The following is a 20,818-nucleotide window of genomic DNA, read 5'->3' on the forward strand; positions in this document are numbered from 1 at the left end:
TTGATGTCTTTCTATTGATGTTTATTCATTTACTACATGAATGTCTTCACCAGCCAATACAAACAGGCCACGTACCATAGTGACGAAAGCTTCACTGTTAAGTAATGGCAATCCAGCCGTTACCAAAATATTTTTGGTATTCCCAATATATAGAGGGAAGAATGTCAATTCACTCTGGCCAGCAGGGTCACAGATCCCGATAGCATTGTTGTAAATATTCAGGTTATTTTTAATCAGCAGACTATGTTTTTCGGTTAGTCGTGTTGCCTCACTGGCTAGATTAGCCACTTCTTCGGCTGTTTCATGATTAAAACCAACATTAGCAAAGTAAAAACCATCCTGATCGACTAGCAGTGCCTTATGGCTGTCTGACAATTGCCCAAGAATATCTTCAAATCCATCAGAAGTTACCTTAACCAGCTGTGAGCTGGGTTTAGTTTCTCCATATAAGAATTCCAGACGTTGCAAACGATATAATAAATTTAAGGCAGTATGAACACCATCTGTCTCAGCCCATTGCCTCAGACGCTCTTCTGTTAGTTTAGCGTTAATATCTGCTTGCAGAATATTGGCCAGTAACATACGACTTGCACTGTGACTTGGGCTAGATACGGCATAAAATGCACCCGCAGGCATCACTTTTGGATATAAATCATGATGTAACTGTAATGTAGAATCCATACTGACTATCCTTCCAAACCTGGATCAATAGAATACAGCATAGCAGTAACCAGTTGTTTGACATCGTTTTCATTACGGGCATCAACCTCGAATACAGGCACATTGAGATTGTGTTGCGCCAGATACTGCTGATAAACATCCACTCCTGGCTGTGGATTCAAATCCATTTTGGTGACTCCAACGACTACAGGGGCATCTTCTAGTAAGTCGTGAAAAGAAGTAAGGAAAAATTTCAGGTCTTTCAGTGGATTCTGACGAGTGTTATCCAACAGCAGAATCAAGCCCATACTGCCCTTACTTAGAATACTCCACATGAAATCGAAGCGTTCCTGACCCGGTGTACCATATAAATGGACTTTAGTTTGATCATCCAACCGAATGACACCATAGTCCATAGCGACAGTAGTATGACCTTTTCTGTCTTGTGTCATATCCGATGCGCTGGCATCAGTCTGTACCGGAGGATCATCCGATAATGCAGCGATAGCAGTTGTTTTTCCCACCCCAACTGGGCCGGTAAAGATAATTTTATTTTCAACCATAATTACTCCCTGCTTAAGTATTAATTGCCACGCAAGCGACCCATCAACCGTGCCAGTAAACCTTTCGGTTTATTTTCATCGCTTTCATTATGTTCTGCTGTATGTGCACCAGCCGCTGATTTAGTAGCAGGCTGTGGTGCTTTGCGAGTCAGAACCATCTCTTTTTCCTGTTGCGCAGCAGAATGCGTTAATGGCTGCTCGATAATCAGGGAACCGATTGAATATGTGGCAGCTATATAGTTTAATACATCTTCAAGTGAAACTGGTAACAACTTGTATAAAGTGTTAAGTGCTACAGGCGTGCGCACAAGAAAAGCTGACAAGCGCATAGACTCTGGCAGATAAGCCATACGAGTCATATTTGGCCAAGCCTTCAGTTTGATAACTGTATCGGGTGTAATAGGATCAATCAGGCGACCACGAGCTGTCCAGATTGACAACTGCCATATACAGGACTGTAGCGTTAGTTTAGCTTTGTCATGCAACTGTGCGGTTGGTGCAGATGCAGGTACCGCTTTTGTCTGCCATTCAACATCTGTTTGCATACACAACTGTTGTAAAGCATCACTCTCAACTGCCAACAATACTTTTTCAACACTTGGAAAAACAATCAATACAGGCTTGTTTTCAAATAGGATTGCAGTATCTTCCTTTTGCTTTGCCAGTTTTTGCACCATGCCCAGCAATGTTCCATTCGTTTGGAAACGTACTACAGTTACAGCCTGCTGCAAATGATCCGCAGCATTGTGATCCTGTTGTGTTGTATTGGACACAGTCTTCTCACTGACTGCTTCTTGCTGTGCCCCAGCTTTATTATCAGCCAGCCAGACACCATTGCCCTGTTGCAAATTACGCAGATGCTGAAACAAAGTATCGAATCTGATTGGTTTCATCAGATAAGGTGCGGTGAATGAGGGCGAATTACGACCAAAAAACACGACTACAGCATCAGGATATTTCTTTTTAACCTTTTGCCATACCGCTTCACCATCAGCTGTATCACCATCTACCAGAATCAGCTCAGGTTGTACATTATCCTCAGGCTGAATCAACTGGTAGTTGACACTATTGTACATTTTAAATGCCATGCGCAACATGGCTGTCTGGCGATCATCCACATTGACGAGCAAAACATAGGCAGTTTTTACTTTGGGTATTGAATTGTTCATCATTGATTTTGCACACCACCGTGGTTAATACGTTTCAATAATTGACTCATAGCCAGTACAACTTCTTCAGGTGGCGTCTGAATTTCAGCACGGATTACCTGTAACATTTTTTCCAGACGTGTCCATTCTTCTGCACGTTCATACAAGTCAAATAAAGTAATGTAGAGCTGTGACTCCTGTGGATAAAGCAGGACTGATTTCTCAAGCAAATCCGTTGCTTCGTCAAACTGACCAAATGTAAGTAACGATTCAACATCACGCAATACACGCTCTGCAGGTGTTTCGGCTACGTCATTATCTGAAGATGCCTTATCAACCAAAGACAGGCGTTTAGCCTTAAGTGCACTGCTATTCACAGGTAAATATCCCTGCGTTATCCCAATATCGCGCAGTACAGTTTCATTTGGCTTAGTCTCAAGCAAATCGAACATTGGATGCTGTCCAAGGCTATAACCCCAACCTAGCATACGTTCTTTAATAACATTACCATATTGACCCAATGTGTAATATAAACGCCACAGATGCTGTGCAAATACATTGATATTATTGCGCCGGTAATCCAGTGCTAAAGCATCAATAATCAGCCCAGCAGGTTTTTTAGACGTTTTAATAGCCTTGTTCAGACAGCGGATGGCGGCATCATACGGCAATTGCTCTTTTAGCAATACATAGCTGTTTTCTGGCTTGGAGAAACTTAATAGGACATCACGCTCGTCGCCACGAATTTTAAAGTTACCCATATTACCTTCAACCAGTAATTCGCGTGGTTGTTCGGTGATATCTGGGGTATTACTGGTAGATTCAGCGTCCGGTCTGGTATCTTCTGTTTTCTTATCCTGATTGATACCAACTTCTTTTTCAGTTTCCTTAACGTCCCATTGCAGCAAGTCTTCGGCCAATACGCGCAGACCCAGATGATTTGCATCTAGTGCCAAGCCCTGACGAATCAGACTTTCCAGTTCAGGCCGTTGCAGATAACTTCGGTACTGATCAATTACCTCAGCAAGCTTATCTGTATTTTTAGCCTCTATGCACAGCCCAGCCAGCTCATTAACCAAAGTATTGGCCATTGCCGGACTCTGCTGAGCAGCATTCTGCTCTAGATATGAAGCAAGTGAATCAGCTGCTTTTTGGAAGTACCCAAACTGTTTATAAACCTTATATTCAGTTAGGTGATCCACAGTAGCAACAGAAACGGTAGCCCTATCTGGCTGTGCTGGCTGCCAGTCCCAATCTTCTGGCAAAGATTCTGTTGCTTCTTCACCATCTGGTGAAGTCTGAGCGTCTGTACTCTTGCTCCCTGTATCTTTTTTACGTTTAGATGCAGGTTGTTTTTTACGGGCAGCACTTTTGCCTTTGGCATGAGTTCCCGCCTTTTGCCGCTTCTTCAGCACAAGCAGTACAACCAGCAATATGACCAAAAGGGCAATAGGTAAATATAACTCCATAATTTACATCCCTTTTATTGTAGTTAACTGCCAGATGCATGAGCGCATGATTAAATGCATGTTTTTCATTTACGGTAACGCTTCACATACAATTGTCAATACTTTAACTATTTTACCTTAACTTGCATTTGTTCGCCAGATTTTTATTTAATCTGAGGCAAAATTCCATTAGGTAATAGTTGCCATACGTAACCGGGATATTTCATTTTACCGGCCAGCGCACCCGCCTCATCGCCGTAACCCCAGAAATAATCTACTCTTACGGCACCATTTATGGCACTGCCGGTATCCTGCGCCATCAGCAATCTGTTCAATCCATAGCCACTGGCCGGGTGTGTTGTTGCTACAAATATTGGTGCACCAAGGCTAACAAAATGGCTGTCCACGGCAGCAGAATAACCTTTGGTAAGTGGTACACCTAATGCACCAGTGGGTCCGCTGGCGGGTTCTGCTGATGCGCGAAAGAAGACATAACTTGGATTTTGTCCTAATACTTCGGCAAGCCGCTGCGGATGTTGCTGTAACCATGCCTTGATACCTTGCATTGATGTCTGTCCCAGAGGCAGGTAGCCCTTGTTCGCCATGTATTTACCAATTGATACATAAGGATAGTCATTTTTATCAGCAAAACTGAGCCGCAGCATTCGATTATCCGATGTTTTCAGCTGTCCAGATCCCTGCACATGCAAAAAAAACAACTCTACCGGATCATTGGCATAACCCAAAATGGGTGCTTTACCATTGAGCGCTCCGGCATTGATTTGCGCCCGAGTGTAATACGGGACAAGCTGATTACCGCTTATCCGGCCTTTCAGTGCGCGTGTTTTCTCATTCAGGGGAAAAGAGGCCAGATTGGCTGTGTAATTTCCAGTGGGCGTAATGACACCACTGTTTGTGCCGGTTAGGCGAATACGTACAATTCCCTGACGCAACCCTGAGTTAAGTGGCACGACAACAAAATCATTTGGAATTCCATAAATAGGAAAGCGCGCCTGTGCTGTCTGTTTGGTATCGCCCAGCAGCATAGGTTCGTAATAGCCTGTTACGGTACCGGCCAGTTGCCCGTTCTGACTAACTTCCCATGGTGTAAAGTAAGTTTCAAAAAATGCTTTGGCCTGATGATTGTGTCTGGTTGTACGTGCCGCCTGTTGACACACGGTTTGCCACGCTGGCTGCATTTGCAGTTTGTTGCAGCTGGCTTTAAATGCTTCCAGACTATCAATAAATGACTGGGTAGACCATTGTGGCAATGCCTGATAGGAGACCACCCGATAGCTGACACCAGCCTTACCCGGCGTATAGACATAGTTTGGCGGCAAGGGTTTGCCCGGTGCCAGTGCACTACTCTCACCAGAAATGATGCTGTCGACCGGTTTATGACTAAAGTGACAGGCTGCCAGAAATAGCACACTGAACCACGCTAGCCAACGGCGAATTGAGCTGAATTTTATTGATGACATAATTTTTGACATAATTATTTAATTGAAAGCGATACGGATACAAACTACATTTTTACATCATTATGGCAGTCATTCACCTCATCGAACAAGAATAACCAGTTTCCAGTTTTTTTATCGCTATATCTGCTAGAGAATAAACGGAAACTGAACAGTCTGTTACAATAGCTTTTTAACTAAATCAAATATTTTGCTACGCCATGAGTAAACCCACACTGACACCGATGATGACGCAATATCTGGCTATTAAGGCAGACCATCAGGACAAGCTGCTGTTTTACCGAATGGGCGACTTCTATGAACTGTTTCTAGATGATGCCATTGAAGCTGCACGTTTGCTGGATATTACGTTGACTACTCGTGGACAGATTAATGGGGAACCGATCAAAATGGCTGGGGTGCCCTACCACGCAGTGGAGCAGTATCTGGCTAAGCTGGTAAAACTGGGCAAAAGTGTGGCCATTTGTGAGCAGACTGGTGAGGTGGGCGCGAGTAAGGGACCAGTAGAGCGGCAGGTAGTACGTATTGTTACGCCCGGCACTCTTACAGATACGGCATTGCTGGAAGATAAGGAAATCAACCGTATTGTAGCTATTTCTCTATTAAAGAAACAACTTGGTGTAGCTTGGTTATCGCTGCAAAATGGTGAATTCCGCTGCAAAATCATTGCGCCGGAAGCCTTGCCACATGAACTGGCTCGCTTACAGGCTGCGGAAATCCTGCTTTCTGACCAGACACTGGGCAAGCTGGATTTGGCCGGCCATGACCGGCAATTAACCCGTTTACATGCTTGGCAATTTGCAGCTGATACGGGGGCACGCATGATTCAACGCTATTTCGGTAGCCAGGATTTACGTGCTTTCGGCTTACAATCAGGTGAACATGATGCAGCTATCGGGGCAGCAGGTGCTTTGCTGAATTACGTGCAGCAGACACAAATGCAGTTACCTAAACATCTGGATAGTCTGATTCTGGAACAGGAATCGGCTTATATCGGCATGGATGCAGCCACTCGGCACAATCTGGAATTAACTCAGACGTTAAGCGGCCAGAAGGCGCCAACGCTGTTTTCGGTATTGGATCAGTGTGCAACGCATATGGGTAGTCGTCTGCTGGCACAGTGGCTACACCAGCCGTTACGTCAGCACGAGCAAATTATAGCCCGTCAGCAGGCGGTGGCAGCGCTAGCACCATATTGTGCACAAGTCACTGCAATTTTAAATCAGGTGGCCGATATTGAACGTATTGCTGCGCGTATTGCCATTGGCAGCGCCCGCCCGCGTGATTTATCAGCTTTGCGCGATAGTTTAGCGGTTTTGACAGCTTTTCGTTTAGAAGAATCTGCTCAGAGTAGTCTGGTACAGACTTTGCTGGAACAATTACCGCCGGCAGCGCCTATTGCTCAGCAATTGACTATGTCCATTGTGCCTGAACCAGCAATATGGTTGCGCGATGGCGGCGTGATTAATGATGGCTTTGATGCCGAGCTGGATGAGTTGCGCCGTTTACAGAATCATGGCGATGAATTTTTGCAGCAACTGGAAAGCAGGGAGCGGGAGCGTACGGGTTTATCCAGTTTAAAAGTTGAATTTAATCGTGTGCATGGTTTTTATATTGAATTGAGCAAGGTGCAGTCTGAACAGGCGCCTGCAGACTATCAGCGACGCCAAACCCTGAAAAATGCTGAACGTTATGTCACACCTGAATTAAAGGCTTTTGAAGAAAAGGTACTGAGTGCGCAGCAAAATGCACTGGCTCGTGAAAAGCAATTATATGATGCTCTGATGCTGCAATTACAGGCCGAGCTACCGGTATTGCAACGATGTGCCCGTGCTGCTGCCAGTTTGGATGTATTAACCACACTTGCCAGCTATGTTGATGCTGCACATTACTGTTTCCCAGAATTGGTGAATTATCCGTGTTTACAGATTAGTAATGGCCGTCATCCTGTAGTAGCAGCACAAGTTAGCCAATTTACGACCAATGACACTCAGCTTGATGATAAACGCCGCCTGATGTTGCTGACTGGTCCGAATATGGGCGGTAAATCGACGTATATGCGACAGGTAGCCTTGATTGTGCTACTGGCGCATATTGGTGCACCAGTGCCGGCAGACAGTTGTACTCTAGGCGAATTTGACCAGATATTTACCCGTATCGGGGCTTCAGATGATCTGGCCGGCAATCGTTCCACTTTTATGGTGGAGATGTCGGAAACAGCCTATATCCTGCATCATGCTACTGAGCGCTCACTGGTATTAATGGATGAAGTTGGCCGCGGTACATCTACTTTTGACGGTTTGGCGCTGGCACAGGCCATTGCTGAACATTTGTTGCAAAAAAATCGCAGCTATACTCTTTTTGCTACTCATTATTTTGAGTTAACCAGATTACCGGAACAGTATACGCATGCATTCAATATGCATCTGGCTGCACTGGAGCAAGGGCAGGATATTATTTTTCTGCATCATATTGAACCCGGACCAGCCAGTAAAAGCTACGGGATAGCGGTGGCCAAACTGGCCGGCCTACCTACACGGGCATTGAACGCTGCTTACCGGCATTTGCAGGCGCTAGAACAACATGCGGCTGATAAGCAACCACAATTAGATATGTTTCAGGCACAATCAGAAGATGTGGTAGAGGCAGACATGGCCAATGCCGATGCAGATACTTTTTCTGCAACCATGATACCGGCGGATTTATGTGCTCAGCTAAATGCCCTTAATCCTGATGAATTGACGCCTAAAGCGGCTTTGGCGGCGGTATATGATTTGGTACGTTGCTGGAAAAATCATCAGCCAAATCAACAGTCATAATAAAACATGTATGGTTATTCCGCTTTTTAGTTGACATTGCGCTGGTTATCCGTATAATGACTTCCTTACCAGACGCGGGGTGGAGCAGCATGGTAGCTCGTCGGGCTCATAACCCGAAGGTCGTAGGTTCGAATCCTGCCCCCGCAACCAGATTTTTAAATGCCCTGTTTTGAAACAGGGCATTTATTTTGGCTAATAGCTTAGTCCATGACATTAATTTGTATCACCATCTGATTTCAATCTAATCATATTATTGTTGTTACATGCCTTTTTATGTGATTTCAATAATTGAAAATTTTAAAAAGCTTGCACTCAAAAAGGTCAATTAAGACTTGTGTGATCTCGTCAAACTTTATTCTGAACAGACTGTGCTGTTTTCTACCGATAACCATCAATATCCTTATTCTGGTTCCTCTCAATATTTACGGTTACTTTTTAAATTGCAGTTTCCTGCCTGAAAACAAGATAACCATTAATTCGTATGCTTTTATCTAGGCAATTTTCAGCACCGCAGCGTATAAAAATAAATTTATTTGTTGCTTCTAGATTTATAGCACATCATTTTTATGTTTATTTCCCCATTGGCACAACATATCTAAAACAGGAACCAGAGATTTTCCCCGTTCAAGCAATCCATATTCTACTTTTGGGGGTATCTGTGGATATTCTTTTCTGAATATCAGTTTGTCCCGTTCCATTTCTTTTAATGTATTGCTTAAGGTTTTAAATGAAATTTTATCAATACAGCGTTTTAGCTCATTGAAACGCATGGCTGGCTGATTTTCATTCAACCAGTAAAGAATGATTACTTTGTATTTTCCTTTAATTATAGAAAGAGTATAGCCAAAACCACTGTTCGCCAGTTTATCAGCACTGCAATGTTCATTTTTCATTTTATACTTTCCTTTTATATAGTATATAACTTTAATTACCGTACTTTACATTATAAACACCTAAATTATATTGAACCACTTAATTTATATGTTTTATAACAAAATTTTGAAGGTTTTTATTATGAAGGAAACATTGATTGTTGTGGCTCATCCTGACTTAGCGGCTTCTACAGTGAATCGGTACTGGATTAAAGAATTAACTCAGTACGATAATCAGTTAACCATACATGATTTATATGCACGTTACCCATCAAATAAAATAGATGTGCGTTTCGAGCAGAACCTGATTGAAAACCACCATAATCTGATTTTGCAGTTTCCGGTTTACTGGTTTAATTGTCCGCCACTGTTAAAACAGTGGCTGGACGAGGTATTTACTTATGGGTGGGCTTATGGCCGCTGTGGAGATAAATTAACAAACAAAAAAGTTGGTTTAGCGGTTTCTGCGGGGATTAAAAAGGGTGATTACACTAAAGATGGACATTATCAGACCTCGCTTGAGGATATTTTAAAGCCGTTTGAATTAACCATGAATTATGTACATGCAGATTATCAGTCTGTATTTGCGGTTTATGGTGCAAATACTGAACCGGAAGCAGATTATAAGATAACATTGGATGAAATTAATGAGAGTGCCAAGAACTATATCTGCTGGATGAAAAAATTACAGATGTTAAAGTAATTCGGTTTCAGAATTAATTTGTCTGTTTGATTAAAGGTTTTTAGAATAGCTGATTAAATACTCTGGTCATAGCGATGAGAATATCAATGCAAATTAGGGGTTTTAGCCATATAGGCAGGAATAATTAAGTATCTCTTCTGTATGCTATAAATTAATCAGGTGTCTGGTTGAATTTTTATTCATTCTGTATTAATTTCATTAGCTGCTGTCTGCATCTAGACGTATGAAATGATACTGCCGGCTAACTTTGAAGCAGGAATGCTGTGGTAATCTCAGCTAGCTTTTTTGACATCTGGATAAACCCAGAGCTTCTGTTCATTCACTTCGGCCAGAAAGACTTCATCCAACTTTTGTCCCAAACGGTTTAGCTCTTTGTCCAGCCATTCTTCATCATGTTCTAACGCTTCCAGACTTGGGTAATTAATTACGCCATTTTCAATCACCACCACGACCATGAGATGCGCGCATGGGCTCGAAAACAATTTCATCAGACTGCTGCTGAACAGTTGGGTTAAAACAGCAAGCATTGCCTCTGGATAAAATAACACCACCAGACATTGCAAAACGCTGGTGGCTTTGGTATCAAATGCTGTTAGATTAAGCCCAGTATTTCTTTTTCGAGGTTTTACCAATACCGGGATTAAAGCTATTGGTTGGATCAAGCTGGCGATAGAATTTTTTCAGGGCTGGTTTGGCATGATATAAATGGCCGACATTATGTTCTGCCGGATATTGCGCGCCACGTTGATCCAGCAATACCAGCATTTCTTCTTCAACCTTATCGCAGTTGGTACCTTTTTTGGCAATATAGTCCTGATGGAAAACATGGCAGAAGAAATGGCCATAATACATTTTATGAATAAAATGCTGATTGATGCTTTGTGGCAACGTTTCAAACCATTCGCTGTCATTGCGCCGCAAGGCTACATCCAGTGCAACAATGTTTTCCACCGTATCGCTATGCACATTGCGGTAAGTAGTAGCTGCGCCGGCTGCGGCAAAGCGGTGCAGCATGGCTGCTTCGGCTTCTTTTTCATTACAGCGGAAAAAACTACCGGTTTTTTGCTCAAAGAAAGTTTGCAGAAATTCTTCTGCTTCGTCAATACCATCATCAGCCATTTTTAAGATAAGGTGATGCTCGTACCGGTCGCGATAATCACGGATTGATTTCGGTAAATGCTGAGGCAGGAATTTGCACATAAATACCGCAAAACGGTCTGAAAAATTCTTCGGAAAAAACGGAACTTTTGCCAAGGTACGGTCGACAAAATTCTTAAAAGCAAACAGGCGCGGCATGGCATCAGTACCCAACTTCTGAATGGCAATAAAAATATCCTTGCCATATACCGCAGCAATATCAAAAGCTTCACGGTGCATGTATTCGCCCGATACTGGCAGATTTTTGAATGTACTGAGAATATGACGGCGAATATCATCCAGTTCATGCGTATCATTGCTGCCGATATAGAACACCGCAGAATTTTTTTCTAATGGAAAAGTATCCAGACGCACGGCAAATACCATCAGACGTCCGGCACTGCCGGAAGCTTCATAGTGGCGTGCCGGATCAGCATTAAAACGCGCCGGTGTGTCTGCATCAATCTCGCGCACATGGTCGCGGTATTCGTGATCATGCCCCATGCCGGCATCGTGTTTGATGTCTTTATCACTGTAATGACCATTTTGCAGATTCTGCAAAATGGTTTCCGGATCATCTCCCAGCTCAATGCCAAGATGATTAACCAGATGCAGCTCGCTGTTTTCATCAAGCTGGGCAAAAACGGCCATCTGGGTATAGGCCGGGCCGCGCTGGATAAGCGCACCGCCCGAGTTGTTGCACACACCGCCCATAACCGATGCGCCGATACAAGAGGAACCAATCACGGAATGCGGGCCACGCTGGTATTTTTTCAGCTCTTTTTCCAGACGATACAGAGTACTGCCCGGCAGACAAACTACCTGCTCACCATTTTCAATCACCTGAATGCCATCCAGCCGGCGCGTGCTGACAATCACAATCGGCCGGTCATAATCATTACCATCCGGTGTAGAACCACCGGTAAGGCCGGTATTGGCAGACTGAGTGATGACAATTACGTCTGCCTCCACACAGGCTTTTAATACGCGCCACTGCTCAACTAATGTACCCGGAAGCACAACAGCCAGCGCATTGCCCACACCGAAACGTATACCCTGCCGGTAAGACAGAGTATGTGCCGGATCAGTGAGGGTATATTCTTGTCCGACAATTCCCTGTAACGTATGAACGAGGCCTGAATGTGTATTGATACCCATTCTACTTCTCCCTTTTATATCGTTGCTTATTCCTAATCAATACAGGCTATTGTAGAACAGTTATATATTATCGGAAAGGATTTTAACGTGTGCAGTAACACCTCAGGCCTCTGGCAGAAAACCACCACTCTGCCGTTGCCACAGCATGGCATAAACACCATTTTTAGCCAGCAGCTCGCTATGTGTCCCCTGCTCAACAATCTGTCCCTTATCCATCACAATCAACCGATCCATAGCCGCAATCGTAGACAAGCGATGCGCAATAGCTACCACGGTTTTACCCTGCATCAGCCGGGTAAGATTTTCCTGAATGGCCGCCTCCACTTCTGAATCCAGCGCGCTGGTGGCTTCATCCAATAGCAGAATAGGCGCATCTTTCAGAATTACCCGCGCAATGGCAATGCGCTGCCGCTGCCCGCCAGACAGTTTTACCCCGCGTTCGCCAACATGGGCATCATAGCCATGCCGTGCCTTGGCATCACTCAATGCCGGAATAAAGCCATCAGCAGCAGCCTGTTGCGCGGCCTGTATCATCGCTTCTTCTGAGGCATCCGGGCGACCATAGACAATATTGTCACGCACAGAACGATGCAGCAGAGAAGTATCCTGCGTTACCAACCCCAATGCTGCACGCAGGCTATCCTGCGTCACATCGCGAATATCTTGCCCATCAATCAGAATACGGCCATCTTTCACATCATAAAAACGCAGCAGCAGATTGGTCAGTGTGGTTTTACCGGCACCACTGCGCCCAACCAGACCAACTTTCTCACCGGCACGGATATGCAGATTAAAATCGCGCAACAGCGGTTTATCGTCGCTATAGGCAAAATTCACATGCTCAAAATCAATTGCGCCCTGATTAACTTTTAACGGCAGAGCTTTAGGCTTGTCCACAATTGCATGAGGACGAGACAGGATTTTCATGCCATCTTCCACTGTGCCGATATTCTCAAACAAACGCGCACTTTCCCACATCACCCAGTGTGATAAACCATTAATCCTTGACGCCATGGCCGTAGCGGTGGCAATTGCACCGACACCAACCTGTCCATTTATCCATAACCAGATACCGAGACCAGCGGAACTGACCACCAGTAAAATATTAATCGCAGTACTCAGGCTATCAAGTAAAGTAGCCAGCCGCATCTGCGCGTTGACTGTCACCAGAAATTCCTGCATAGATGCCTTGGCGTAGGCTGCTTCACGTGCACTGTGGGAAAACAGCTTTACCGTAGCAATATTGGTATAAGCATCAGTAATGCGACCAGTCATCAGACTGCGCGCATCCGCCTGCTGCTGGGCAGTTTTGGACAATTTCGGAATTAAAAAGCGCAGTACCAGCACAAACAACACAATCCAAAGGATAAATGGCAGCAATAACCAGCTATCCATACCGGCCAGAATAATGCCGCTGGTAACAAAATATACCAATACATACACCAGCATATTAGCTACCGACATTACTGTATCACGTACGGCCAGCGCCGTTTGCATTACTTTGGCTGACACACGACCCGCAAACTCATCCTGATAAAAACCCATACTCTGCCCGAGCATCAGACGGTGAAAATTCCAGCGCAATCGCATCGGAAAAGCACCTTGCAGGGTCTGGAACTGCACATTGGAAGCCAGAAACGACCAGAAAATACTGAATATCATGACCGCAGCCATCAGAATCAGCTCATGCCCTTTTTCCGGCCAGAATCTGTCTGGAGTATAAGCACCAAGCCAGTCGATTACCGTGCCGAGGAATCGAAATACCAGAGCTTCCAGAATCCCCGTACCAATGGTCATAATTACCATCACCAGTAACCAAAGCCGCGCACCCTCCAGACAGCTCCAGATAAACGGCAACACACCTTTTCTCGACGGCTGCGACAAAGTTTCAGGATAAGCATCAATACGGTTTTCAAACCAGCTTAACAATCGGTTCAATAACATACTGCGTAAACTTTCTGCATAATTGAGCCATAGCGGCCGCACAAACGATTATTGCAGCCTGAAAAATGATAACCAGAATTATTATACATAATCTGAAATATAAATCAGCTTTCATTGATTTGTGTTAAAATATCGCCGGCACATCAGCATGCCAGACAGTCGCTGTGCACAATACACGTGCATGGAGGAAAGTCCGGGCTCCACAGAGCAGAATGCCGGCTAACAGCCGGGCGTCGTGAGGCGACGGAAAGTGGAACAGAAAGCATAACCGCCGATGACTATGGTTTACCATAGCACAGGTAAGGGTGAAATGGTGCGGTAAGAGCGCACCGTGCCGTTGGCAACAACGTGTAGCAGGCCAAACCCCATTCGGAGCAAGACCAAACAGAATGCGCTGACGTTGCTCGCCGAGCATTCGGGTAGGTTGCTTGAGCGGCACAGTAATGTGTCGCCCAGATGAATGACTGTCCCAGACAGAACCCGGCTTATCGGTTGTCTGATGTGCCTTTCAGCATTGCTTTACTGGCTGGCTGCTTGAACTTCTGCCCGACTGTGCACACCCAGCCTGCTGTACAATTAGGCACAACAAATTACTTAGTGATTACTTCTCGGTATTAACCTGAAAATTCCTGTATATTATCTTTCCGGCATATCTGTCCGTTCGGTACAAAGCCATCGAATGTAGCAAAACATGTTGGGATTGACTGGCAGTATTAACCGGATAGTGTTTTTAATATACACAAAAAAACTGTTTTTTACCTATAAATCGGCATTTTACAGCCTCTCTTCCTGTACATTGGTAGCTGTTTGATGTCAGGCTTCGCTATTCCTTATTTTTTGGTATCCGCATGCATACGCGCCAGTTTCTGTCTTTATATGGTTCCATTTTTTTCCTGTTTTCCGGTTATGGACTGTTTCTGAATTCGGCCGGGGTAAAGCTGTCCCAAATGGGAATCAGCAATATCACCATCGGTATTTTGAATGCAGCATTTTTTATTGGTGGCACCATCTCTGCCATTGTGTCACATCGCATTATTTCACGCGTTGGGCACATCCGCAGTTTCAGCGTATTTGGTGCCCTATTTGCCATAGCTGCCCTTGCCCATCTGATGGTAGAACAATTGTGGATGTGGGGCGTATTGCGTGCAGTACTGGGTTTTTGCCATTACAGCTTATTAATGGTAGTGGAAAGCTGGTTTACCGCACGCAGCGTCCCACAGACCCGCGCCAAAATTCTGGCACTATATGAAGTCGTGTATTACGTATCATCAGCTACCAGTGTATTGCTGCTGAGCCTGAACATGTCCAGTAACAATATCTTCACACTGGCAGCCATTCTGGTCATCGCCGCCACCTTGCCGGTAGGGCTAACACGTATGCAGCAGCCCGAAATTCCCAAGCGCGAGCGCATCAGCCTGCCACATGTCTTTTCCATTGTTCCGCTGGCGTGGTTAGCCTGCTTTATGGCTGGGATTTTTATTAATGGCTTTTTCACCATGGGTTCCGTATTCATGCTGAAACTGGGCTACAGCCTGCCGCAAGTATCCCTGTTCCTTGGTTCAGCCATGATTGGTGGCTTTACCATTCAACTAATTATCGCCTGGTTGTCAAATGAATTCGGCCGTCCGCGCACCATTTTCGGCTGTGCCTGCGTAGCAGCAGTAGCCGCAATCAGTGGCATGGTGATGCTATTAGTCTTACCGGACAATATCTGGGCACAATGTGCAATTGCACTGGCTATCGGCTGTAGCGGCTTCCCACTGTATGCACTGGGACTGGCGCGCGCCAATGATGTTTTACCCGCCAATATGAATACAGTAGAAGTCAATCGCTGTCTGCTGTTTGTGTATGGATTGGGCTCACTGGTAGCACCGTTACTTCTGGGCGCAGTGATGCAACTGTTCAATCACTATGGCTTTTACAGCGTGTATGCCATTATTGCCACCGTTCTGGCCGTATATGCCTTTATGCAGCCGGCCGTACCAATCTCAGAGCGCAGTGTTTATGTACCCGTATCCGGTAATGTTGGACCGATAGCCCCTGAACTTGACCCGCGCAACAATGATGCTACCGATACACCATATGATGCCGATAGTGCTGAACAACATATTCAGGCAACCCTACAGAATACCGAAAATCAACAGCAAACAGACAATTAGTTATTTCTGAAATAACACCCAGATACCGTATAAAGAAAACTGCCCGGGATAGCGTAACTATTCCGGGCAATATCTTGATAATGTCTGAAACCTACTCTTTCAGCCAAGGAGACTTACGTCGTCCCAAAGCCATAAAAGGCTTTTCAATATACTGATAAGTTAAAGTACAGATAACCAGTAATACAAACATAACTGCGGTAGATACTAATGTGTACTGAGTACGGTTTAAAACCAGATTGTGTACCGCAATAACTTTATTCAAACAAAACCAGCCAATACCGTGTAACAAATAAATGCTGTAACTGGCATCACCAAGCCGTACAAAAGCTTTCAGCCGGAGCAACCCAAATATATCGCCGCCCAGCGCAATCAGGATAAACAGCAAGGCAAAAAGAGGTAGGAAGTGGATATGGTAGCGGCCAGTGGTGATGCAGAAAATCAGCACCAATAGCAGCACAATCGCGCTGTCACACAGCTTCTTCGGTATCTGAATGGTTTCCGGCACTATTCTGGCCAGTGCGCCCACAGCAAAGCAGGCGATGAAATAGGCTTTTTGCTGATTAAATGGTGCGCCACAATAAACAGCAATAAAGATCACACTCATCGCCAAGGGTAGCAAACCGGTTTTCTGACGCACAAAGCACAACAGCGGCAGAGAAAAATAAAAAGCCCATTCCCAGAATAATGTCCACGTTACACCAGCATTAATCAGGCGTGCATCCTGCATACCAAACAATGGCGGTTTAACACCGGTAATACCAGCATCAAACCAGTAATACAGGTTTAGCAGCATATCGCGGCTTACCAGTGAATGTCGTTGCAGATACAGTGCCAGCAGCACACAACAGCATGAAGACAAATAAAATATCGGGGCAATGCGCAAGAAGCGTTTCAGATAAAAATGCGGCCAAGATACCGGACTGGTTTGGGCAAACAGATAGCCTGAAAGCATGAAAAACAGCGTAACGCCGAATACCCCCATGCGCAGGTTGAGCAGATTATGCACAAATACAGCCGGTGTCCATGATTGGCCATGCAGATAATAATAGCTGTAAACATAATGATGCATCACTACACAGAATGCCAGCACAAAGCGCAAGCCATCCAGCCGCTCTACCCGCCGGCTTTCGAGATTATCCATAAATGCAAACAGCCGCGAACCGAAAACTGCCCAGCACAGTAGTAATAATCCCAGTATCCAGACAAACATCTGATATGATTTAAGCATAATCCATGCAAACAGGCAAAGGTTGGTCACAACCCGATATTACTGGGTTTAGTCAGAGTTTGTGAACCTCGCCTCCATCATAATGCATAGCTATTAGTACACATCCCGCTGATAACGCTGCTGCTGCCGCAGCTCACTCAAGTATTCATCAGCATCTTCAAGGCTAAACTGCCCGTAAGTAGCAACAATATCCAGCAATGCCTGTTCAACATCGTGCGCCATCTTACTGGCATCGCCACAAACATAAATATGTGCTCCGCGCTGTAACCATGCCCAGATATCCGCGGCCTGTTCACGCAATTTATGCTGAACATAGACTTTTTCGTTGCCCTGCCGGCTCCAGGCAAAATCGTAACGTGTCAGTAGTCCACTTTTGCGATATTGCAGCCATTCCGCCTGATAGAGAAAATCATCAGTAAATTTCTGATTACCGAAAACCAGCCAGTTTTCGCCCGCATCACCATTGGCATCACGCTGCTGCATAAATGCGCGAAACGGAGCAATGCCAGTGCCGGCACCAATCATAATGATAGGCGTATTACCGTCTTCGGGTAAGCGAAAGCGGTGGTTCTCTTCCACAAACACCCGTACCGCCTCACCCTCCTGCAAATATTCACCGAGAAAACCGGAAGCACCACCAGTATATTGCTGGCCACGCTGGCTAAAACGCACCACGCCCACCGTTAAATGCACCTCTTCCCCAACCTCGTCCTGACTGGAGGCAATGGAGTACAGGCGTGGTGTTAGCGGGCGGAACAGGTTATGCAGAGTCTGCGCACTGAGTAGCTGCGGATAGGTAGCAAAAACGCTTACCGGCGGTGTGGTGGCGATAAACTGTTTCAAAGCAGCAGCATCAGCAACGATGCCATCCAGCTCGGCAACATGCGCCTGCTGCGCATAAGCCTGTACCAAAGCTGGCGTAGTCTGCGTAATATCCAGCTCATCTAATAATGCCTGTTTAATAGTCACCTCGCGACCATCGGCCAGACGCACCAGTGCATCCTTATCCACCTGCGTATGTTGCAGAATTTCACTAACCAGCATAGGAGCGTTCTGATAAAACACACCCAATGCATCACCGGGCTGATAGCGGATACCGGAACCAGACAGATCAATTTCAATGTGCTCCACGTCTTTGCCGGCATTGGGCGTTGTAATTCTCTGCCGTACACTCAGGCTGGCCGTGAAAGGGGCTTCTTTAGTAAATACCGCCGTCTGAGCAGCAACCACACTTTGCTGTACCTCATTATTTACACCGGCATAACTGCTATTCAGGGTGCTAATCAAAGCAACAATTTTATCTTGCCACACTGCTGCACTGCTTTGATAATCAACATCGCAATCAACCCGCTCAGCAAGGCGCTGAGCGCCCAGTTGTGCCAGTTGGCGGTCAAAATCTTTACCACACTGACAAAATTGCGGATAACTGCTGTCGCCCAGTGCCAACACAGCAAAATGAAGCTGATTAAGAGCTGGAGCCTTCTTCCCAAACAGATATTTATACAGCGGTAAAACCTCTTCCGGCGGTTCGCCCTCCCCCTGAGTGGAGGTAACCAGCAACAAAATATCCTCACTGGCAAGCTGCTTGCTTTTATAGTCGCCACTGGCACAAAGAGTAACATCAATACCAGCAGCCTCAAGTTTCAGTTGCAGACTTTCAGCCACACGTCGGGCATTGCCAGTTTGTGAGGCTGATAAAACCAGTACTTTACGTGCCATAACTGGCGCAGCAGTACTGGCTACAGGGACAGCTACAGTAGCAGCACTTCCCTGCTGGCTGGTTGCCCATGCATATCCGGATAACCAAGCCAGTTGAGTAGGTGATAGCTGGGCAAGTGATTGCAGCAATTCAGAGGATAAAGGTATGGTCATGGCTTGTACTCAATAAAATTATGATTAATTTCATGTTCAGGCTGCTCAAACAATTCAGCCATACTAACAAGCACAAAGATTTTTGAGAAAGAAATGGCACTTATTTAGTTAGAAGCGACAAGCATATATAAACAAGGCAACCCGCAGGTTGCCCAGAAACACATAGTCTGGCTTGTCTCCAGACTAACCGGCTTAACGTTGAATACCAATTTCTGCAAAAGTATTACGCATCACCTCATCCAGCTGGCTGGCTGAGGCACGCATTAAACCCTGCTCTTTTTCATTCAGCGGAATTTCAATTACCTGACGGACACCATGCCGGTTAAGCACCGCCGGCGTACCAATATACATATCCTCAACACCATACTGGCCGTTCAGATAAACAGAAACAGGCAAAATAGTGTTTTCATCGTCCAGCAGCGCACGACAGATACGCGCCAGCGCAGCACCAACACCATAATACGTTGCCCCCTTAAGACGGATAATATCGTAAGCAGCATTGACTACACGGTCGGCAATAATATCCAAATCTGCTTCCGTAAAGCGCGGGTCATTTTTAATCCATTCTGCCATAGTCAAACCACCTACACTCAGATGCGACCAGGCCGGAAATTCAGTATCGCCATGTTCACCAAGCATATAGCCACTCACAGTACGCGGGTCAACATTAAACAAATAGCCGACATATTTACATAAACGGGCAGAATCCAGCGAAGTACCAGAACCAATTACCCGTTCTGCCGGAAAGCCGGATAATTTCCATGTAGCATAAGTAAGAATATCCACCGGATTGGACGCCACCAGAAAAATCCCATTAAAGCCGGATTCCACGATTTTAGTCACAATACTTTGCATAATATGCAAATTGCGATTAACCAGATCCAGACGCGATTCGCCCGGCTTCTGTGCAGTACCGGCAGTAATCACCACAATATCCGCATCGGCAGCATCGCTGTAATCGCCAGCATAAATATTCTTCGGGTAAGTAAACAATAAGGCATCGGCAATATCTTTGGCATCACCGTGAGCCTTATCCCGGGCAACGTCAACAATAACCAGCTCCTGACCGATACCTTGAAGAGTAGCAGCATAAGCAAAAGTAGAACCAACGGCACCGGCACCAACTAAAACTATTTTCTGATGGTTTTTGGCATTAGTGGGCTGCAACATAATTCAACCTCATTTCTATGGATAAATGCAAATCTATGCGAATTTATGCATAGATTGTAGCAGCTAACTCCATGACAAATTTATAGTTTATTAATATTCATCATTAATTACATTTTTTGGTGAATCATGTCTTTAAAATATAATTTTGTATAGATTTTTTATGTTATTTATTTTTATGTTTAACTTAAAATAAAATTTAATCATCCCCAAAACACCACTACCAATAAACCGATTATTCTGCAAGGCACATGCTTCAATGGCAAACAATATTCACACCAGCCAAGCTGACAACTGTACTATATTGATACGGGCTAGCGAGGGTTTTAAATAAAATCCCCTGACCTGCCGTTCTACGGTGCAAGGTGCGTAAGGGTGGTATTTGACTGGTTTGTGATGGCTTTGTCAGAGAAAAAATTTTTATATATCTGGTACTTCAATTAAGCTAAAGCAATATATATC

General features: G+C 45.0%; 15 protein-coding genes, 1 tRNA gene and 1 other RNA gene. 5 read left to right on the forward strand and 12 right to left on the reverse strand.

Annotated features, from left to right (window positions below):
• Positions 1–21: 21 nt before the first annotated feature.
• The 5 genes from MJ761_RS09020 to mltA all read right to left on the reverse strand — a co-directional run bounded on the left by MJ761_RS09020 (position 22) and on the right by mltA (position 5,300).
• Positions 22–681 (reverse strand): peptidase M23, encoded by a 660-nt coding sequence (locus tag MJ761_RS09020; protein WP_093092432.1) that lies wholly within the window; start codon positions 679–681, stop codon positions 22–24.
• Positions 682–686: 5 nt separating this feature from the next.
• Positions 687–1,223: a GTP-binding protein gene (locus MJ761_RS09025; protein ID WP_093092434.1), complete on the reverse strand. Its 537-nt coding sequence runs from the start codon at positions 1,221–1,223 to the stop codon at positions 687–689.
• A 20-nt stretch (positions 1,224–1,243) separates the two neighbouring features.
• Positions 1,244–2,395 carry a hypothetical protein gene (locus MJ761_RS09030; protein WP_093092436.1) on the reverse strand — a complete coding sequence of 384 codons (1,152 nt, stop codon included), beginning with the start codon at positions 2,393–2,395 and terminating at the stop codon, positions 1,244–1,246.
• A complete protein-coding gene (locus tag MJ761_RS09035; RefSeq protein WP_093092438.1) occupies positions 2,392–3,840 on the reverse strand; it encodes a hypothetical protein in 1,449 nt (482 codons plus the stop codon). The genes MJ761_RS09030 and MJ761_RS09035 overlap by 4 nt, the downstream gene beginning before the upstream one ends.
• A gap of 143 nt (positions 3,841–3,983) precedes the next feature.
• Positions 3,984–5,300, reverse strand: a complete 1,317-nt coding sequence (gene mltA / locus MJ761_RS09040) for a murein transglycosylase A (protein ID WP_093092440.1) — start codon at positions 5,298–5,300, stop codon at positions 3,984–3,986.
• Between the two features lie 197 nt (positions 5,301–5,497).
• Between mltA and mutS the strand changes: the two genes are divergently transcribed.
• Both mutS and MJ761_RS09050 read left to right on the forward strand, forming a co-directional pair.
• The gene (gene mutS / locus MJ761_RS09045; protein WP_093092442.1) at positions 5,498–8,116 is read left to right on the forward strand and encodes a DNA mismatch repair protein MutS; all 2,619 of its coding nucleotides are present in this window, start codon (positions 5,498–5,500) and stop codon (positions 8,114–8,116) included.
• Between the two features lie 73 nt (positions 8,117–8,189).
• Positions 8,190–8,266, forward strand: a tRNA-Met gene (locus MJ761_RS09050).
• A gap of 398 nt (positions 8,267–8,664) precedes the next feature.
• Here the strand turns inward: MJ761_RS09050 and MJ761_RS09055 are convergent.
• Complete coding sequence (locus MJ761_RS09055) at positions 8,665–9,009, reverse strand: winged helix-turn-helix transcriptional regulator (protein ID WP_093092444.1); 345 nt, start codon at positions 9,007–9,009, stop codon at positions 8,665–8,667.
• A 121-nt stretch (positions 9,010–9,130) separates the two neighbouring features.
• On the opposite strand from MJ761_RS09055, the gene MJ761_RS09060 reads away from it, so the two are divergent.
• Positions 9,131–9,691, forward strand: coding sequence for an NAD(P)H-dependent oxidoreductase (locus MJ761_RS09060; protein ID WP_093092446.1), 561 nt, complete (start codon positions 9,131–9,133; stop codon positions 9,689–9,691).
• Between the two features lie 272 nt (positions 9,692–9,963).
• On the opposite strand, the gene MJ761_RS09065 is transcribed toward MJ761_RS09060, so the two are convergent.
• From MJ761_RS09065 to MJ761_RS09075, 3 genes are all read right to left on the reverse strand, one after another.
• A complete protein-coding gene (locus MJ761_RS09065; RefSeq protein WP_093092448.1) occupies positions 9,964–10,323 on the reverse strand; it encodes a YetF domain-containing protein in 360 nt (119 codons plus the stop codon).
• On the reverse strand, positions 10,289–11,986 hold the full coding sequence (dld, locus tag MJ761_RS09070; protein WP_093092450.1) for a D-lactate dehydrogenase: 1,698 nt from the start codon (positions 11,984–11,986) through the stop codon (positions 10,289–10,291). The genes MJ761_RS09065 and dld overlap by 35 nt, the downstream gene beginning before the upstream one ends.
• A 102-nt stretch (positions 11,987–12,088) precedes the next feature.
• A complete protein-coding gene (locus MJ761_RS09075; protein WP_093092488.1) occupies positions 12,089–13,930 on the reverse strand; it encodes an ABC transporter ATP-binding protein in 1,842 nt (613 codons plus the stop codon).
• Positions 13,931–14,073: 143 nt separating this feature from the next.
• Between MJ761_RS09075 and rnpB the strand changes: the two genes are divergently transcribed.
• Together rnpB and MJ761_RS09085 are read left to right on the forward strand one after the other, a co-directional pair.
• Positions 14,074–14,434, forward strand: an RNA gene (gene rnpB, locus MJ761_RS09080) — RNase P RNA component class A.
• 344 nt (positions 14,435–14,778) lie between these two features.
• Positions 14,779–16,089 carry an MFS transporter gene (locus tag MJ761_RS09085; protein ID WP_093092452.1) on the forward strand — a complete coding sequence of 437 codons (1,311 nt, stop codon included), beginning with the start codon at positions 14,779–14,781 and terminating at the stop codon, positions 16,087–16,089.
• 91 nt (positions 16,090–16,180) lie between these two features.
• Here MJ761_RS09085 and MJ761_RS09090 read toward each other — a convergent pair whose 3' ends face one another.
• From MJ761_RS09090 to MJ761_RS09100, 3 genes are all read right to left on the reverse strand, one after another.
• Positions 16,181–17,317: an acyltransferase family protein gene (locus tag MJ761_RS09090; protein WP_093092455.1), complete on the reverse strand. Its 1,137-nt coding sequence runs from the start codon at positions 17,315–17,317 to the stop codon at positions 16,181–16,183.
• A gap of 93 nt (positions 17,318–17,410) precedes the next feature.
• Positions 17,411–19,189 carry an assimilatory sulfite reductase (NADPH) flavoprotein subunit gene (locus MJ761_RS09095; protein WP_093092457.1) on the reverse strand — a complete coding sequence of 593 codons (1,779 nt, stop codon included), beginning with the start codon at positions 19,187–19,189 and terminating at the stop codon, positions 17,411–17,413.
• A 192-nt stretch (positions 19,190–19,381) separates the two neighbouring features.
• Complete coding sequence (locus MJ761_RS09100) at positions 19,382–20,359, reverse strand: L-lactate dehydrogenase (protein WP_037406910.1); 978 nt, start codon at positions 20,357–20,359, stop codon at positions 19,382–19,384.
• Positions 20,360–20,818: the final 459 nt, after the last annotated feature.

The organism is Snodgrassella communis, from assembly GCF_914768045.1.
GTDB classification, from domain to species: Bacteria; Pseudomonadota; Gammaproteobacteria; order Burkholderiales; family Neisseriaceae; genus Snodgrassella; species Snodgrassella communis.

What these genes read in the sequence shown, in the direction of transcription:
- MJ761_RS09020 (WP_093092432.1), bottom strand. Translation starts at nt 681, where the DNA reads ATGGATTCTACATTACAGTTACATCATGATTTATATCCAAAAGTGATG.
- MJ761_RS09060 (WP_093092446.1), top strand. Translation starts at nt 9,131, where the DNA reads ATGAAGGAAACATTGATTGTTGTGGCTCATCCTGACTTAGCGGCTTCT.
- MJ761_RS09035 (WP_093092438.1), bottom strand. Translation starts at nt 3,840, where the DNA reads ATGGAGTTATATTTACCTATTGCCCTTTTGGTCATATTGCTGGTTGTA.
- MJ761_RS09025 (WP_093092434.1), bottom strand. Translation starts at nt 1,223, where the DNA reads ATGGTTGAAAATAAAATTATCTTTACCGGCCCAGTTGGGGTGGGAAAA.
- mltA (WP_093092440.1), bottom strand. Translation starts at nt 5,300, where the DNA reads ATGTCATCAATAAAATTCAGCTCAATTCGCCGTTGGCTAGCGTGGTTC.
- MJ761_RS09085 (WP_093092452.1), top strand. Translation starts at nt 14,779, where the DNA reads ATGCATACGCGCCAGTTTCTGTCTTTATATGGTTCCATTTTTTTCCTG.
- MJ761_RS09055 (WP_093092444.1), bottom strand. Translation starts at nt 9,009, where the DNA reads ATGAAAAATGAACATTGCAGTGCTGATAAACTGGCGAACAGTGGTTTT.
- MJ761_RS09090 (WP_093092455.1), bottom strand. Translation starts at nt 17,317, where the DNA reads ATGCTTAAATCATATCAGATGTTTGTCTGGATACTGGGATTATTACTA.
- MJ761_RS09100 (WP_037406910.1), bottom strand. Translation starts at nt 20,359, where the DNA reads ATGTTGCAGCCCACTAATGCCAAAAACCATCAGAAAATAGTTTTAGTT.
- MJ761_RS09095 (WP_093092457.1), bottom strand. Translation starts at nt 19,189, where the DNA reads ATGACCATACCTTTATCCTCTGAATTGCTGCAATCACTTGCCCAGCTA.
- MJ761_RS09075 (WP_093092488.1), bottom strand. Translation starts at nt 13,930, where the DNA reads ATGTTATTGAACCGATTGTTAAGCTGGTTTGAAAACCGTATTGATGCT.
- dld (WP_093092450.1), bottom strand. Translation starts at nt 11,986, where the DNA reads ATGGGTATCAATACACATTCAGGCCTCGTTCATACGTTACAGGGAATT.
- MJ761_RS09030 (WP_093092436.1), bottom strand. Translation starts at nt 2,395, where the DNA reads ATGATGAACAATTCAATACCCAAAGTAAAAACTGCCTATGTTTTGCTC.
- mutS (WP_093092442.1), top strand. Translation starts at nt 5,498, where the DNA reads ATGAGTAAACCCACACTGACACCGATGATGACGCAATATCTGGCTATT.